General features: G+C 66.0%; 14 protein-coding genes. 6 read left to right on the top strand and 8 right to left on the bottom strand.

What is annotated here, in order from left to right; all coding sequences use genetic code 11:
• Nucleotides 1–34 precede the first annotated feature (34 nt).
• The 4 genes from rnhB to Q0964_RS07350 all read right to left on the bottom strand — a co-directional run bounded on the left by rnhB (nt 35) and on the right by Q0964_RS07350 (nt 3,549).
• Nucleotides 35–679, bottom strand: a complete 645-nt coding sequence (gene rnhB, locus Q0964_RS07365) for a ribonuclease HII (protein ID WP_299265442.1) — start codon at nt 677–679, stop codon at nt 35–37.
• 190 nt (nt 680–869) lie between these two features.
• Nucleotides 870–1,040, bottom strand: a complete 171-nt coding sequence (locus tag Q0964_RS07360; RefSeq protein WP_299265437.1) for a hypothetical protein — start codon at nt 1,038–1,040, stop codon at nt 870–872.
• Nucleotides 1,041–1,104: 64 nt separating this feature from the next.
• Nucleotides 1,105–2,403: a tRNA pseudouridine(54/55) synthase Pus10 gene (locus tag Q0964_RS07355; RefSeq protein WP_299265431.1), complete on the bottom strand. Its 1,299-nt coding sequence runs from the start codon at nt 2,401–2,403 to the stop codon at nt 1,105–1,107.
• Between the two features lie 279 nt (nt 2,404–2,682).
• Nucleotides 2,683–3,549, bottom strand: coding sequence for an esterase/lipase family protein (locus Q0964_RS07350; RefSeq protein ID WP_299265428.1), 867 nt, complete (start codon nt 3,547–3,549; stop codon nt 2,683–2,685).
• A gap of 346 nt (nt 3,550–3,895) precedes the next feature.
• On the opposite strand from Q0964_RS07350, the gene Q0964_RS07345 reads away from it, so the two are divergent.
• Complete coding sequence (locus tag Q0964_RS07345; protein WP_299265426.1) at nt 3,896–5,443, top strand: aldehyde dehydrogenase family protein; 1,548 nt, start codon at nt 3,896–3,898, stop codon at nt 5,441–5,443.
• 394 nt (nt 5,444–5,837) lie between these two features.
• Here Q0964_RS07345 and Q0964_RS07340 read toward each other — a convergent pair whose 3' ends face one another.
• A complete protein-coding gene (locus Q0964_RS07340; protein ID WP_299265423.1) occupies nt 5,838–6,071 on the bottom strand; it encodes an antitoxin VapB family protein in 234 nt (77 codons plus the stop codon).
• Nucleotides 6,072–6,110: 39 nt separating this feature from the next.
• Nucleotides 6,111–6,764 (bottom strand): helix-turn-helix domain-containing protein, encoded by a 654-nt coding sequence (locus tag Q0964_RS07335; protein ID WP_299265420.1) that lies wholly within the window; start codon nt 6,762–6,764, stop codon nt 6,111–6,113.
• Nucleotides 6,765–6,970: 206 nt separating this feature from the next.
• On the opposite strand from Q0964_RS07335, the gene Q0964_RS07330 reads away from it, so the two are divergent.
• The 5 genes from Q0964_RS07330 (at nt 6,971) to glmS (ending at nt 13,166) form a co-directional block, all read left to right on the top strand.
• The gene (locus tag Q0964_RS07330; protein WP_299265418.1) at nt 6,971–7,903 is read left to right on the top strand and encodes a ferritin family protein; all 933 of its coding nucleotides are present in this window, start codon (nt 6,971–6,973) and stop codon (nt 7,901–7,903) included.
• 220 nt (nt 7,904–8,123) lie between these two features.
• Nucleotides 8,124–8,933 (top strand): undecaprenyl-diphosphate phosphatase, encoded by an 810-nt coding sequence (locus Q0964_RS07325; protein WP_299265416.1) that lies wholly within the window; start codon nt 8,124–8,126, stop codon nt 8,931–8,933.
• Nucleotides 8,934–9,161: 228 nt separating this feature from the next.
• Nucleotides 9,162–10,019, top strand: a complete 858-nt coding sequence (locus Q0964_RS07320; protein WP_299265414.1) for a CheF family chemotaxis protein — start codon at nt 9,162–9,164, stop codon at nt 10,017–10,019.
• A 112-nt stretch (nt 10,020–10,131) separates the two neighbouring features.
• A complete protein-coding gene (glmU, locus tag Q0964_RS07315) occupies nt 10,132–11,325 on the top strand; it encodes a bifunctional sugar-1-phosphate nucleotidylyltransferase/acetyltransferase (RefSeq protein ID WP_299265411.1) in 1,194 nt (397 codons plus the stop codon).
• Nucleotides 11,325–13,166 (top strand): glutamine--fructose-6-phosphate transaminase (isomerizing), encoded by a 1,842-nt coding sequence (gene glmS, locus Q0964_RS07310; RefSeq protein ID WP_299265408.1) that lies wholly within the window; start codon nt 11,325–11,327, stop codon nt 13,164–13,166. The genes glmU and glmS overlap by 1 nt, the downstream gene beginning before the upstream one ends.
• Here glmS and Q0964_RS07305 read toward each other — a convergent pair whose 3' ends face one another.
• Both Q0964_RS07305 and Q0964_RS07300 read right to left on the bottom strand, forming a co-directional pair.
• On the bottom strand, nt 13,167–13,808 hold the full coding sequence (locus Q0964_RS07305; protein WP_299265406.1) for a hypothetical protein: 642 nt from the start codon (nt 13,806–13,808) through the stop codon (nt 13,167–13,169).
• The gene (locus Q0964_RS07300) at nt 13,801–14,916 is read right to left on the bottom strand and encodes a DUF4330 domain-containing protein (protein ID WP_299265404.1); all 1,116 of its coding nucleotides are present in this window, start codon (nt 14,914–14,916) and stop codon (nt 13,801–13,803) included. The genes Q0964_RS07305 and Q0964_RS07300 overlap by 8 nt, the downstream gene beginning before the upstream one ends.
• Nucleotides 14,917–15,055 lie beyond the last annotated feature (139 nt).

Raw genomic sequence — 15,055 nt, 5'->3', positions numbered from 1 at the left:
CGTTCTCCGCTCGCTGCTTGACCGGTGTCAGCTGTCAGAACTCCGACAGTGCCGACTGTTCGGCGGCCGCCAGCACCTCCTGGCTCGTCGACCACGAGCGCCGCGCACACGGCGGGATGTCGCCGTGTTCGGCCACGTACTCCCGGAGGAAGGCTCTGGTCGTGGGGTCGCTCGGGTAGCCACTTCCGACCTCGGTTTCGGGATACTCGGCCGACAGAGTTGTGACGTGTGCGTCTCGCCTTACTTTCGCGAGGACGCTCGCGGCCCCGACCAACGGGTACGCCTCGTCGGCCCCGTGTTCGGCGGTTATCGACAGGTCGCCCTCGATTCGGTCGGCGACGCGACGACCGAATCGCGTGGCGTCAGTGTCCCCGGCGTCGACGACTCCGGCGTCCCCGTCGCAGACGACACCGGACAGCGCCTCGGCCTGGGCGGCCACTGTCAGCGTGTTCATGTCGGTCTCCGGGTCGTCGACCCGTGCGGGCGGAACCTCCGCGACGGCGATGTCGACCCGGTCGTCCGCTCGCAACTGGTCGGCCAGCCCCTCGCGCCGAGCCGGCGCGAGATTTTTCGAGTCGTCGATTCCCGTCGGGAGTACGGTCGGGTCGGCTCGCACGGCCGCGGCGAACATCGAACCCAGTACCGGCCCTTTACCGGCTTCGTCGACGCCGAACTGCATGGCTCATGGCTAGCATGGTGAGACTAAAAAATGCATGTTCTGTGAGGCACGCCCCGTCCGTCCTCGGCTCGCGGCTCTGCTGTGGCCGCTCGCCCGTCCGGAGCCCCTCGCTTCGCTCGGAACTCCTTGCTCGCGGCTCCACGGTCGCCGCTCGCTCGTTCGGCGACGCTCCCTGTAGTCGCGTCGCCTGCTAGTCGTCGAGTTCGGCCTGCCCCAATTCCGGCTCGTCGAGTTCCGGCTCCGTTATCTCGTGGTCGCCGATGTCGGGTTCGTCGATGTCGACTTCCGGGGGCTCCTCGTCGGCCTCCTCGTCACGGAGTTCCTCGCGCCAGTCGATGTATTCGTCTGTATGGTGACACATGGTTACACACCTCGTACTCGTTTCATGAGCCGGTGACGTGTAAGGGTTGTGGCGAGGTGGGCGCTCAGTCCTCGCCACCGTTCCGGAAGAACTCCGCGCGGGCGAACGGCTCGGCTTCCCCCGCCACGTCCACCACGTCCAGCGCGGTGACGACGGCGCCGGTGTCGAGCAGGCCGGCGAGACTCGGTTCGGTGCGGCCCTCGTCACCGCTGACGAGTTCCTTGACGTAGAGGCCGCCCTCGCCGTGGACCTCCAGTTCGGCCGCTTCCTCGCTCTCGACGGTCCCGTCGATACCGTACACCTCGCGGGTCCGGGTTACGTCCGCACGGCGGTGCGTGACGCGCTGTGGTGTGTCCTGGTAGATGGTCGCGCCGTCGAGTTCGGCCAGCGCGTCGCGGAACGCGTCGTCGGTCACCGACTCGTCGAAGGCCACGTCCATCCGGTAGGTCTTGTTCGCGTCGAGTCCCTTGACCCGCTCGACCATGTCGTGTGTCGCGAGTCGGAGACCCTCGACCTCGACCCTGCCGTCGGCGAACTCGTTGACCTCGGCCTCGAGTTCCTCGGGGTCCACGTCGCGGCTCCGTGGCTCTTTGATTTCGACGACGAACGGTCGGCCGGGGCCGAGCATCTTCGCGTCCACGTCCTCCCGGCCAGCACCGTGGAAGACGGCTTCCTCGCCGTCCATGGCGTCCAGCACGACGGGTGCAGTCAGTTGCTCGACGCTCTCGTCGTAGCGATAGCCCGACCCGCCACAGCCGTCGCAGGTGTCCCCTCGCTTCAGCCCCGTCCCGCCGCAGTCGTTACAGGGCCACTTCGTCTGTGGGATGTCACGCTCTCGTTTCCGGTAGCGACCGTAGACGAACGCGGAGTTGACCTGAACCTCGAGTTCGTCGGTGGCCAGGTCAAGCAGGACGAGCACGTCCGGGCGTTCGAAGTCGACCTCGGCGTCGGTTTGGGCACCCAGTCGCTTGCCAACCTCGCGGTTGAGTTCGGTCTTGAGCTGTTCACCTGCATCGGTGTCGAGACCGACCTCGTCGCGGAGCAGGTGGTCGTTTTCCTCCAGGAGCGGTGGCACTTTCGTCCCGGTCTGGTAGGTAGTGAACTCGTAGGGACCGACGGCGTGGGCGGCCCGGTTAGCCCACTCCTCGTAGCGGTCGCTCTCGCCCTCACAGACCCAGCAGGGGTCGTCGGGTTCGAGGTCGCCAACCGGCTCGTCGTCTTCGAGAGCGACGGCGACGCGGAGCGACCGCCCACGTTCGCCGTTCGTCAACCCGAAGCTCCGGTCGGCCACTAGTCGCCCGAGACAGGCGTCACAGAGTGGGCCGGAACCGAGGGCCCGACGAGCGGTTTTCAGCACAGTCATTGTTGTGCTAACGAGGGGCGCGCCTAATTTCCTTTCCTTTGCGGAGGGCAACAGGACCTGCCCTCGCCGGGCGCCTGCTCCGGCGGATGCAGGGTGCGTTCGGTCCGTGCCGAGGCCCACCCGTTCTCTTCACCGACGCGCGACGCGAAGCCGCCCCTTCGTGAGAGACGACCGGACGCGGGCCGACAGGGCAGGCTCCGACTTGGAGGTCCGGTTCGTGTGATATCGAACGTCGTTGTGAGTGGACCCTCTTTTTGCCCCCCGGACCGCCGTCGCCGGTTAGGACCGCAGCGTCGTCTTCATGTTGTACGGTTTCTCGCCGGTGAGCCACTCGTAGGTACGTTCGATGCTGGTGAGGCTCGCCCGGACGCCGTCGTGGTCGGTCCGCAGGAGGACGTTCTCCGCGCCCTCGAGGGCAGGACTGTCCGCACAGTTCCAGAACAGTGGGTCGTCGGTCCCCCGGAGAGTGTAGTAGTCCACGCGGCCCGGGGTCTCGTTCTCGTTGAGCACCGCGAGCGGGTGGCCGTCGACGGACTGGTAGTCACGCCGGAGGAATCCGCTCATCTTGTACGTCCCACCGGTGAGACCGGCCGAGGCGGCGTAGGAGTTCAGGACGCTTCCGTGGTTCGCGCCGGCCATGAACACGCAGGCGTCGACCCAGTCGTAACGGCCTTCACGGAGGAGCCAGTACCGAGTGCCGGTCACTCCCAGGCTGTGGGCGACGACGGCCACCTGCTCGCTGTCCGTGTACGCCCGGACCTCGGACACGAAGTCGTCGAGCTTGTCGGCCATGCTCGTGTGGCTCGGACTCCCCGACTCGAAGGTGATCGCCCAGAGGTCATTCCCCGAGAAGGCGCGGTTCAGGAAAAACTCCGCGTGCGCGTCCCAGTCGCAGGCGTCGCGCTGGTTCCCGTGGACGAACACGACCGGCGTCTCCGAGGACCCGTCGCCGGTTCCGTGATACTCGTGACCGCCCCAGCCACCGTACCCGCTGGTGGCCCACGGCAGTCTGTGCTCCGCAGTGCGTTCGTGTCGACAGTCGACCCGGCATCCCCCGTCGCGTCGACAGCGCCGCAGTCTGGTTAGATTCGACGTCAACTGCTGGAAGACGGGCCGCGACCGACCCGACTCCCTGTCTGCAGACATACCTGTATCGTGTGAACGTACAACATATATATTTACTCCCTTACAACGATTCCAGAAACGTGAAACGAACGTCTGGCTGGTAACTCAGAGCCGCCAGAAGTTACCGTGTGTCGGGCTTTTTTCTGCTGAAATTAGCAATCAAAAACTGAGTGTCGACGACCGAGTGCGTGACGTGGGGACATTATACATAAATATAGCCGAACACGTTTCAATCCGCCGGTCGCCCACGACCGCTGTCTTTTGACTCGTCTCGGCGTGTGTCGTCCGTTCGCAGACACCGCTCGTTTAAACAGACGAACAACTGAGGCGGTACTGGTTTTTTCAGGTCCAGCGAACGTCGGAACGAATGCAGCGCGAGCACTTCGACTCCGATCAGGTGGACGTGGGGGAATCGGTCGTCGAGAAACACGAGCGGGTCGCCAGCGAAGCGGTCGGCGACGAGGAGTACGGCATGCTCATCGGCGGCGAGTGGGTCGAGTCGGAACGCGGTGAGACGGCCGAGTCGGTCGACGCCACGACCGGCCAGCAACTGGCCCGGTTCCAGAGAGGCACACCCGGAGACGTGGACCGCGCCGTGGCGGCCGCACAGGACGGATTCGAGAAGTGGTCGGTGATGTCGCCCCAGCAACGCTCGAACAAACTGCTCGAAGTGGCCGACCGACTGGCGGACCGCCGCTCTGCTATCGCCCGACTCGACTCCCTGGAGGTGGGAAAGGCGAACCAACACTCGATGTTCGTCGACCTGGAGGTAGCCATCGAGCAGTTCCGCTACTTCGCCAGCCTCGCACGCACCGCAGACGAGGGCCGGCGACCGCCGGCCAGTCCCGACCGGTTGACCTACACACAGCGCGAGCCGTACGGCGTCGTCGGCCTCATCAGCGCCTGGAACTTCCCGGCGATGTTCGTCGCTTGGAAGATGGCCCCCGCGCTGGCGGCGGGCAACGCCGTCGTCTTCAAACCCTCCTCGCGGGCCTCGCTCTCCACGCTGGAGATGGCCCGCACCATCCAGGAGGTCCTGCCCGACGGGGCCGTCAACGTCGTCACCGGCGCGGGCAGCGACGTCGGGTCGGCCCTGACCGGCCACGCCGGCGTCGGCAAGGTCGCGCTGACCGGCTCGACCACGGCCGGCCAGTACACCATGCAAAACGCCGCAAAGACGATTACGCCCGTCTCGCTGGAACTCGGCGGTAAAAGTCCAAACATCGTCTTCCCGGACGCCGACATCGAGAGGGCGGTACAGGGGTCGATCATCGCCTCCTGGTTCAACGTCGGCCAGCAGTGTACGATGGGCTCCCGACTCTTCCTCCACGAGGACGTCTACGACGAGTTCCTCGACGCGTTCGTCGCGGCGACCGACGCCCTCCAGGTCGGCGACCCGCTCGACCCACGGACCGACGTGGGGCCGCTCATCGACCACGACCACCTCGACGACGTGCAGTCCTACGTCGACGCCGCGCTGGATGACGGTGCGACACTCGCCTACGGTGGCGAACAGCCCGCCGACGCCGCCCTCGACGGTGCCCCATTCTACAAGCCGACGGTTCTCACGGACATCGACAACGGAGACACCATCGCCTGCGAGGAGGTGTTCGGTCCCGTCCTGAGCGTCTTGGAGTGGTCGGACTACGACGAGATGATGGCCGCGGCCAACGACACCATCTACGGGCTGGCCGCCGGTGTGTGGACGACCGACCTGGAGAGCGCAAAGCGGGCCGCCGACGACCTCGAAGCCGGCACCGTCTGGGTCAACACCTACAACGACATGTTCGAGCCCAGCCCCTACGGCGGCTACAAGCAGTCCGGTATCGGCCGCGAACTCGACGAGGCGAGCCTGGCGGACTACACACAGACGAAATCGGTGACGATGAACTTCGGCGGCCTGCCGGATATGTGATCAAGGGTCGTAGCTGACGACATTTACGTCGGGCAATCTCTCGAAATTCGCTTCGTTGTTCGTTACGACCGGCTCACCGAAATGTCGCCCTGTTGCCCCGATGATGATATCGCTCTCGGAGACTCGATTGCCTTCGCGTCGGAGTTGTCCGTCCATTCGTCCCGCCAGGCGAGCTATCTCCGGCGTTGTTTTCACGGTTGGACGTGCGTCGAGGACTGACTGAACCTTCGATATCTCTTGTTCAGTCATTTCCGTGTAGCCGACACCAACGAACAGTTGGTACACGACCTGCGCAGGGACTCGTTGCGTCGCGCCGTTCGATTCGACTTTTTTGCGAAGTTGATAGCGCCCGCACTATTCTCCATCAGGTCGATGAGAAACGACGAATCCAGAATCATTCGAACCGATCTACGAGTTCGTCGATGTCGTCTCGCGCATCGGTGTCGACATCGTCGATCACTTCTCGGAATTCGTCAGCCTCCTCCGGCGAGAGTATTCCGGTCAACTCCAGCAGTGAGGGACCACCGATCAATCGGTCGATGGCCTCCGAAAACGTCTCGTCGTCGCGCTTCTCTGCCCGGACCCGATCGTACACATCCTCGTCGAGTCGGATCGTCTTCGTCCCCATGTGTATACGGCCGTATACGAGAAAACAAGAAGCTCACTCCTATCCCGGCAGAACCTCCGTGAGTACCCGCGACTCGATCTTCCGCAGGTGTTCGCCAACGGTCACGGGTGCCAGGTCCAGTTCGCTGGCGATGTCCTCGTAGGTCGCGTCGCGTGGCACGTCGTAGTAGCCGAGGTCGGCCGCGGTCAGTAGAATCTCCTGCTGGCGGTCTGTGAGCATCGAGAACAGCTGTCGGTCGTCGGGGTGGTACTCTCGCATCGCCTCCAGTTCCACGTCGACGCTGTCGGGGACGACGGCGAGCGCCTCGGTGATGGTCTCTTGATCACCCATGCCGGTGATCCGGATGCCGCCGTCGGACAGGCACTCGACGGGCGTGTCGACGACGATGGTGTACTCCTGCATCGCTCGGAACAGCGCGTCGACGAGTTCGTTCGGCTCGAAGTGGATGTAGGCGTGGAGCTTCGACCCCTCCTGGGAGACGCTGTACTCGAGTACGTCGTCGTTGTCGTCCATCAGACTCCGGGCGCGGTCGAGAGACCCTCGGGCCTCGTAGAGGAAGACGATGGTCCCGTCGTCGAGCTGGTTGAGGTGGTGAATCGCGACCCGATTCAGTTCCGGATCCTCGACGATGGCCTGCTCGGCCGGGTGGAAGCCGTCCCGGTCCGGCCGTAACACCATCTCCACGTAACGCATGGCCCTCGATAACGGTTGATTCCATATGTGTGCGGCGGTCGACTCCGACCGACCCGCGCTCACCCCGTTTGCGTGGACGTCGGAGCCCCCCGACCGTTCCCGGCGGCGCACCCCATCCCCACACCCGTGCTATTGGGGCGGTATAAATGACCCACTGATAATTTGCACCACGGATACCTTGATTGTACCAAACAGTTGTGTGTACCATGACACAGGTGGAAGACGACAGCCGCGAGATGCGACTCGACTCGGACTCGTTCGCGCAGGGATACTTCAAAAACGCCGTCTACCGGCACTGGGACCCGTACGAAATCGAGGGGCTCGAAGAGGACAAACGCAAGATGATCGAATACGGCCCTGGAGAAGCCGAATTCGACGAACTCCGGACTGCCGTCGCACGCTTCGGTGCGGGCGAGGAGGCCGTCACGGAGGACCTGATGCCACTGGGGATGGTGCTCGAAGACATCAACGACCAGATGTTCCTCTCCAGCCAGATCTACGAGGAGGGCAAACACACGCAGTTTTTCGACCGCTTCTGGCGTGAGGTCATCAACCCGGTCGCCGAGGAGATGGGGTACGAGGTGACCAACCCGACCGACCAGCGATACTTCAACGACGACTATATCGCGCTGTTCGACAAGACTGAGGCGGCCATGGAGCGGCTGCTGACCGACGATACGCCCGAGAACCGCGTCCGGGCGTACTGTCACTACCACCTCGTCATCGAGTCGGTGCTGGCACAGACCGGGTACTACGGCTTCCAATCCGCGTTCAGCGACCAGGGCTCCGACGACGTGACCGACGAGGACTTCCCCACCTCCAACGGCCTCGTCAACGGCATCGCCAAGGTCCGATCCGACGAGGGTCGCCACGTCGGCTTCGGGATGAACAAGGTCCGGGGCTACGTCCAGTCCGGCGAGGTCAGCGAGGACGTGGTGCAGGAGACGCTCCAGAGCCTGATGCCCCACGTCGCGGGTACGTTCAGCGACCTGACAGAGAGTCTGAACCCCGCGCCGCTGGTGGCTTACTCCCGCGACAAACTCACCCGCAGAATCGAGATCATCACCGACGCCGAGGCCGAAGTCCCCAGCGTCGACGAACTCGTCCAGATGGAGGAAAACACGGCCGCCGCGGACTGAACCGACACTCCCACTACCCGACGCCCACCTTTTTTTGAACGCTCGTAGCACCCCGACGACACGCTCTGGGTCTCTCCCCCCACAGTCCGGTGCTGGCTCACTACCGTCCGGGCCCACACCGCTTTGCGGGTCCGATTGGCTTGTTTATCGACGAACGACGGGCCGGATGTCGTGCGCTCGGTACCGAACGCTATTTTAGCTGTCGTACCGGCCCCGACGTATGGACGAGCAGTTGCTCGCCGTGATCGTCGGGGTCGTGCAGGGCCTGCTGGAGTGGTTACCGGTCTCCAGCGAGGGGTCGGTCGCGCTAGTGTTGAGCCTGCTCGGGAACGCCGACCCCGGGGCGTCTGTCCAGTTCGCACTCTTTCTCCACGCCGGGACGGCGCTGGCGGCGACGGTTTACTACCGCGGTGAGATCGGTGGTGTGCTGCGAACGGTGCCGGACCTCTCGACGGACGACCCCTTCGGCGAGGGGACCGCCGACGTCTCTTTCCTGCTCGTCGCCACGCTGTCTTCGATGGCCGTCGGACTGGCGGCCTACACCGCGCTCGAGGCGCTGGTCTCGGAGCTGGCCGGCGGTGCGTTCGTGGCGCTGATCGGCGGCCTGCTGGTCGTGACCGGTGTCGTCCAGCGGGTCGCGGAGTCCCGGGGTGGCCTGGACCGGCGGACCGAACCGGACCTCGTCGACGCGCTGGCGGTCGGCGTCCTGCAGGGGCTGGCAATCCTCCCCGGTATCTCTCGGTCGGGGACGACCGTCAGTGCACTCCTCCTGCGGGGGCACGACGGTGTCGAGTCGCTCCGGCTCTCGTTCCTGCTCGCCATCCCGGCGTCGCTCGGCGCGGGGGTCCTCGCTTTCGACGGACTCGCCATCGCACCGACCGCGGCGGTGACCGCACTCGCCGTGAGCGCCGTCGTCGGCTATCTCACCGTGGGCGCGCTGGTGGCACTGGTTCGCCGGGTCGCCTTCTGGGGTGTCTGTGTCGGGTTCGGGACACTGGCACTCGTCGGTGGCGGGCTCCTCCTGCTGTGACCCCGACCGACCACCGTCTCCGGTCGAAATCGCCCGGTGCTCCGCCAGCCGCGCACAACATCTGAGAATGACCTGGCAACGTTTATTTCCTTCAATTGGGTAGTCACCAACGAACTCGACCAGTTTGGGAGGTCGGTGGTCCTCCCGACCGACCGTCCGTTCGGCACTGCTGGTCGCCCACTCACCCATGGACCGGAGACAGCGTACCCGTCGTCGCGGTGGTCGCTCATGAGCGACGCCGAGCAGAAGCTCCTGGACGCACAGGCTGACTTCCTCTACGCTGTCCAGGGCGGGGAGGTCGACGAGGGTGCGAACTGGCAGTCCTGCCGACTCGTCGTGACGAACAAGCGGCTGATGTTGGCGACGAGCGGGAACACACAGACGGTGCCGCTCCCGAAACTCTCGCTGGTCGACGACCCGCCCGACATCGAAGCGACCGAACACGTCACGAGTCTCACCGCCGTCCGGGTCGGAAGCGCGGTCATCTTCCTCACACTCCCCGAGGAACAACTGGAGGAGACGATCTGCCGGGCGACGTTACACGACGAGATCGTCCTCGTCAAACACCCGGCCGTCGAGGGTGGTGTCGTCCAGGACACCGGGTGGGAGAAAGCGAAGTTCCGCTACGTCGACGACACAATCAAGATGGCCCTCTCGGACGGGCGGGTCGCTATCGACGTGGACAACGTCGGGACCATCGACACGAGCCAGTCGACGGTTCGGGGCACCGACCGGACCGTCGTCTCCGTCGAGCACACCGAAGACGACCTGAGTGTCGAGACGTACCTGACGGGGACCGAACGCCACACGCGAGCGCTGTCCTCGTTGTTTGCCAGTGCCGTCGAGCGCAACGAGGGTGACGTGGGCGAACTCGACGACATGGAGAGTCAGGTGCTGATGGCTCTCTACTCGGGTGTCTCACCGTTCGAGATGTCCGACTTCGTGGGTATCCCGCCCGACGAGGTCGAAGAAATCTACCAGCGACTGCTGGAGATGGGCGCGGTCGACGAGGTCCGGATCCGGACGGAAGTCGCGCTGAACGCACGTGGGAGAAACCTGGCGAGCGACGCCATGAGTGACGAGTAACTGGCCGCCGCAGTTGGTGGTATTCCGGTAACGCGCCCACTAACGGCCGAAAAGTGAGAAATACCTGTTCGCCAGCCGGAAGCTTGAAACGGGGCGCCGGCAACCACTCTGTATGAGCGTCAGTACGGCGGTCGTCCTCGCTGCCGGTGAGGGGACTCGGTTGCGTCCGCTGACGCGCAACCGTCCGAAACCGATGCTGCCTGCCGCCAACCGTCCGATTCTCGAACACGTGTTCGACGCCCTGGTCGACGCCGGCATGGACGAACTCGTCTGTGTCGTCGGCTACAAACACGACCGGGTGCAGGACCACTTCGGCCCGAGTTACCGCGACGTGCCGGTCGAGTACGTTCGGCAGCACAAACAACTGGGGAGCGGCCACGCCCTCCTGCAGGCCCGAACGGCCGTCGACGGCCCGCCCGTGGTCGTCAACGGCGACCGGCTCATCGAAGCCTCGATGGTCGAGGCCGTCACCGAGGCGTTCGAGCGCCACGGCCCCGCTGCCACGCTCGCGGTGCTGGAACACCCCGACGCCGGCCAGTACGGCGCGGTCGTCCTCCAGAACGACGAACTCACCGAAATCGTCGAGAAACCCACGAGCGGGGAGTACCGGCTCATCAACGCCGGCATCTACGCCTTCGACGAGACGATTTTCGACGAGATCGCGGACACGCCCCGCTCGTCCGGCGAACTCGCGCTGACCGACACCATCGCCCGCCTCGCCGAGCGCGAGCAGGTACGTGGAACCCGCTGTGAGGGGATGTGGGTCGACGCGACGTACCCCTGGGACCTCCTGACGGTCGCCCGCGCGGTGCTGGCGCGCGGGCGGGTCGGCGTGTCGCAGCGAGACGACGGTGTCTGGGTCCACGACGACGCCCGCGTTCACGACGCCGCGATTCTTCGACCGCCGGTCGTCGTCGGCGCGGACTCGGAGCTCGGCCCGGGTGCGGTCGTCGGCCCCGACACTGCACTGGGGTACAACGTCACCATCGGCGCGAACGTAACCGTCGAACGCACAGTGCTGGGCGCCGACGCCCGCGTCGACGCCGGAAGCATCCTCGTCGACACCGTGACCGGCCAGGACGTCGACGTGGGTGCAGGGTCGGTGGTCCCGGGTGGACGAGCCGACGTACGGGTCGGCACCGAGGTCTTCGAGGACCAGCGCCTCGGTGCGGTGCTCGCCGACCGCGTGACCGCGGGGGGCGACGTGAGTTTCGACCCGGGGACGCTGGTCGGCCCGTCGGCACACCTCCACACCGGCGCACACGCCGGTGGCCAAATCCCCGACGGAGCGGAGGTGACGCGCTGATGTGTGGCATTATCGGCTGTGCTGGTCGCGACAGCGAAACCCTCGACATCCTGGTCCACGGGCTCTCGAAACTGGAGTACCGGGGCTACGACTCCGCGGGCGTCGCACTCGCAGGCGACGGCCTGGACGTGTGCAAAACCGCCGGCGAGATCGACGACCTCCGGGCGGTGCTGGCAGAGCGCAGTCCCGCTGGGTCGGTCGGGGTCGGCCACACCCGCTGGAGTACCCACGGGCCGCCGACCGACGAGAACGCACACCCGCATCTCGACTGCAACCGCGACGTCGCGGTCGTCCACAACGGCATTATCGAGAACTACCAGCAACTCCGGGACGACCTCTCGACGGCCGGCCACGAGTTCCGCAGCGACACCGATACCGAGGTCGTGCCCCACCTGATCGAGGACGCGCTGGCCGACGGGGCCGACCCCGAGGACGCGGTCCGGGCGGCCATCGGCCGTCTGGAGGGGAGTTACGCCGTGTCGGTCGTGTTGTCCGGCGTCGACCGAATCTTCGCCGCGCGCAACGACTCGCCGCTCGTGCTGGGTATCGACGAGGATAGCGAGGCGCGGAGCGCCTCGGAACAGGCGAGCGGCGACGAGCCGCGAGCCGCCTACTACCTCGCCAGTGACGTCCCGGCGTTCAGAGACCACACCGACAGAGTCGTCTACCTCGCCGACGGCGAGTTCGTGGTCGCCGGCGCCGACGGTTACCGAGTGACGACCCTCGACGGTGGACCCGTCGAGAAGACCGAGGACACCGTCGACTGGGACCCCGAGGAGACCGGCAAGAGCGGCTACGACCACTACATGCTCAAAGAGATACACGAGCAGCCCCGGGCGCTCCGGCAGTGTTTCCGTGGGCGGGTCGACGAACTCGCCGGACAGGTCGATCTCGCGGACCTGAGCGACCTCTCGCCGCGAGGCATTCACCTCGTGGCCTGCGGGACGAGCTACCACGCGGCCGTCTACGCCGCCCGACTGTTCCAGCAGGCCGGGATTCCGGCGCAGGCGTTCCTCGCCAGCGAGTACGCCACCAGCACGCCGCCCATCGGGGACGCGCTGGTGGTCGGCGTCACCCAGAGTGGGGAGACCGCGGACACGCTCTCCGCGCTCCGGGAGGCCCGGCGGCGCGGTGCCCGGACGCTCGCAGTGACCAACACGGTCGGCTCGACGGTCGCCCGGGAGTGTGACCACGCGATGTACATCCGGGCCGGCCCGGAGATCGGCGTCGCGGCGACCAAGACGTTCTCCAGCCAGATCGCGGCGCTGAACCTGCTGGCGCTGGCGATCACCAGCGTCGGGGACGCCCGCGAGGTTATCAGCGGCCTGCGCGACCTGCCCGGTGCCGTCCAGGAGATTCTGGACACGTCCACCGCCCGGGAGATCGCCGAGACGTACCGTGACGCCGAATCGTACTTCTTCATCGGCCGTGGGCTGCACTACCCGGTCGCGCTGGAGGGCGCGCTGAAGCTGAAAGAGATCACGTACAAACACGCCGAAGGCTTCGCGGCCGGCGAACTGAAACACGGCCCGCTGGCGCTGGTCACCGGCGAGACGCCAGTCTTTGCCGTCGTCACCGGTGACGACGAGCAGGCCACGAAGACCGTGGGCAACGTCAAAGAGGTAGAGGCCCGGGACGCCCCCGTGGTGGCGGTCACCGACGGCGCGAGCGACGTCGAGCGGTACGCCGACCACGTCCTCGAAGTGCCCGACACCCACCGCCGCGTGGCGGCCGTCGTCGCCAACGTTCAGCTCCAGCTCGTGGCCTACCACACCGCGGACATGCTCGGTCGGTCCATCGACAAGCCACGAAACTTGGCGAAAAGCGTCACCGTGGAGTGATCAGTCCAGGTCGTCCACTTCCTCGTTTTTCGGCCGTTTCTCCGGACGATCGGTCTCCTCTCCCGGCGGCTCTGGCGGCTCCAGAATCCCCCGGATGAGGCGACCCGTTCGCGTCTCCGCGAGTTCCGACGCCGACAGGGGGATCTGTATCGCCAGTGCTGCGAAGCCGAACAAAATTGCCCGGACGAGGAGGCTGGACCGGGTGAAATCGACGAGTGCCAGCGTGAGCACCGTCTCGGTCAGAAGCGCCGCGAGCGTGACGACCCCCAGCGCACGCATCGGTACGTCCACGACCCTCGACAGCGCGGCGTCGGCGGCCGACCCGTCCCACGTGTCGGCGAGCGAACCGACGACGCGGTCGAGCACGCGGATAATCGGCCCGACCGTGTAGGTCTCGCGCAGGTCGATGACGATTACGTCGGGGTCGGGTTCGGCAGTCAGCCAGCGGTACGACCGCGAGGTGCGAACCCAGTCGCCGACGGTGGCGACAGCACTGCCGACGCTGGACTCGACGGCCGCGACCGACAGCCGGCCCGAGAGTGTGCCGAGAGACTGACGAATCCTGGAATGTGTAGCCCAGTCGCCGACGGTGCCGTAGAGTTTCGCGACGACGGACCCCTCGCCACTTGATGTCTCACTCATCCGTCTCGAAATCAAGGACGACGCCACTGATACTAATACTATCGAATTCGAGCGTGACCGTCCGGCCTTCCGAGAGCGACCGGCCGTGGAATCGGAGCTCCGAGCCAGTTCGGCGGGCGGTCGCGTCGACGGTCAATGTCACGTCACGGTTGCGCGGGTGTTCCCGGACGAAGAGTTCGCCCGCCTCGTTGGCTCGGACTACTGTCGCCGGAGTCGAGGTGACACCGGTGACCCGAGCGGTCGCGCCGCGGTGACTCTCCGCCGCGCCGGTCGAGAGGGCGTCGGCCACGTCGGGCCGGACGTCCTCCCAGGCGACGGTCATCGTGACGTCCGTGGGGTCACCGGCCGGTTCGGTTGAGCCGACGACGGTGACGGTCCCCCCGAAACCGTCGACGGCTCCGGTCCGGAGTGAGACGGACGTTCCGACCCGGAGTGTCCGGCCGGCGAACCGGGGCTCGCCGTCGACGGTCAATGTCTCGAGAGCGACGCCGAGTTGGAGTCTGCGACGCTCGCTCCCGCCCGTCGGCACCGACGTGACGGACTCGACCGTCGCCAGCGTCTCGTTTCCGACGGTGTACCGGTCGCCCGCCGACAACGCCGCGGCCCTGTCCGGCCCGAGTGTCGTCGTAATCACGACCGGTGTCGTCGCGGTTCGGAGCGTCGAGCGGTTCGCGCCGGCGGCCCGGACGGTCGCCTCGGTCCGGTAGTCGTCGCCGGCGACGGTTACCGTCGTCCCGGCCCGGAGGGCGCCCTCGGGGTAGCCGACCCGGGCGAACGTGACGGTCTGCCCGTCATCTGTCCCGGTCAGGTACACGTCGGTGACGTTCGCGGTCGCGTTAGTGCCCGCGACCGCGACGGTGTCGTTCGCGTGGATCGAAGCGGCGACCCAGGCCGGGTGTGCGCCGAGCGCGAGGGTTGCGTATCGTGTCTCAGCCTCCTCGGCGGCGGTGGTCCCGTTCGGCTCGCCCGGGCCGCCGAGACCAGCGTCACCACCACCGGTCACCAGCGCGACACCCGCGAGGAGGACCGCCAGGACGACCAGCACGACGAGGACGTCGACCACGTTGATGCGGCCGAACAGTCGCCCTTTCTCGTCGATTAACTCCATCAGTTGTCACCCGTGTCGCAACCCGGCGATATATGGGTTTCGACAGACCCGGCCGCTGGCGACCCGCGACCGGTGACTCTGACACCCACAGTGACGGAACACAACCTACTTACGCGACAGTTGGTTACTCACAGATTGA

Source organism: Halorientalis sp., from assembly GCF_028275115.1.
Lineage (GTDB): Archaea > Halobacteriota > Halobacteria > Halobacteriales > Haloarculaceae > Halorientalis.
The sequence above is the reverse complement of the archived record's forward strand: the minus strand, read 5'-3'. Positions and strand labels throughout refer to the sequence as shown.

Coding starts and splice junctions, on each gene's coding strand:
- rnhB (WP_299265442.1), bottom strand. CDS start 679: ATGCAGTTCGGCGTCGACGAAGCCGGTAAAGGGCCGGTACTGGGTTCG.
- Q0964_RS07360 (WP_299265437.1), bottom strand. CDS start 1,040: ATGTGTCACCATACAGACGAATACATCGACTGGCGCGAGGAACTCCGT.
- Q0964_RS07355 (WP_299265431.1), bottom strand. CDS start 2,403: ATGACTGTGCTGAAAACCGCTCGTCGGGCCCTCGGTTCCGGCCCACTC.
- Q0964_RS07350 (WP_299265428.1), bottom strand. CDS start 3,549: ATGTCTGCAGACAGGGAGTCGGGTCGGTCGCGGCCCGTCTTCCAGCAG.
- Q0964_RS07345 (WP_299265426.1), top strand. CDS start 3,896: ATGCAGCGCGAGCACTTCGACTCCGATCAGGTGGACGTGGGGGAATCG.
- Q0964_RS07340 (WP_299265423.1), bottom strand. CDS start 6,071: ATGGGGACGAAGACGATCCGACTCGACGAGGATGTGTACGATCGGGTC.
- Q0964_RS07335 (WP_299265420.1), bottom strand. CDS start 6,764: ATGCGTTACGTGGAGATGGTGTTACGGCCGGACCGGGACGGCTTCCAC.
- Q0964_RS07330 (WP_299265418.1), top strand. CDS start 6,971: ATGACACAGGTGGAAGACGACAGCCGCGAGATGCGACTCGACTCGGAC.
- Q0964_RS07325 (WP_299265416.1), top strand. CDS start 8,124: ATGGACGAGCAGTTGCTCGCCGTGATCGTCGGGGTCGTGCAGGGCCTG.
- Q0964_RS07320 (WP_299265414.1), top strand. CDS start 9,162: ATGAGCGACGCCGAGCAGAAGCTCCTGGACGCACAGGCTGACTTCCTC.
- glmU (WP_299265411.1), top strand. CDS start 10,132: ATGAGCGTCAGTACGGCGGTCGTCCTCGCTGCCGGTGAGGGGACTCGG.
- glmS (WP_299265408.1), top strand. CDS start 11,325: ATGTGTGGCATTATCGGCTGTGCTGGTCGCGACAGCGAAACCCTCGAC.
- Q0964_RS07305 (WP_299265406.1), bottom strand. CDS start 13,808: ATGAGTGAGACATCAAGTGGCGAGGGGTCCGTCGTCGCGAAACTCTAC.
- Q0964_RS07300 (WP_299265404.1), bottom strand. CDS start 14,916: ATGGAGTTAATCGACGAGAAAGGGCGACTGTTCGGCCGCATCAACGTG.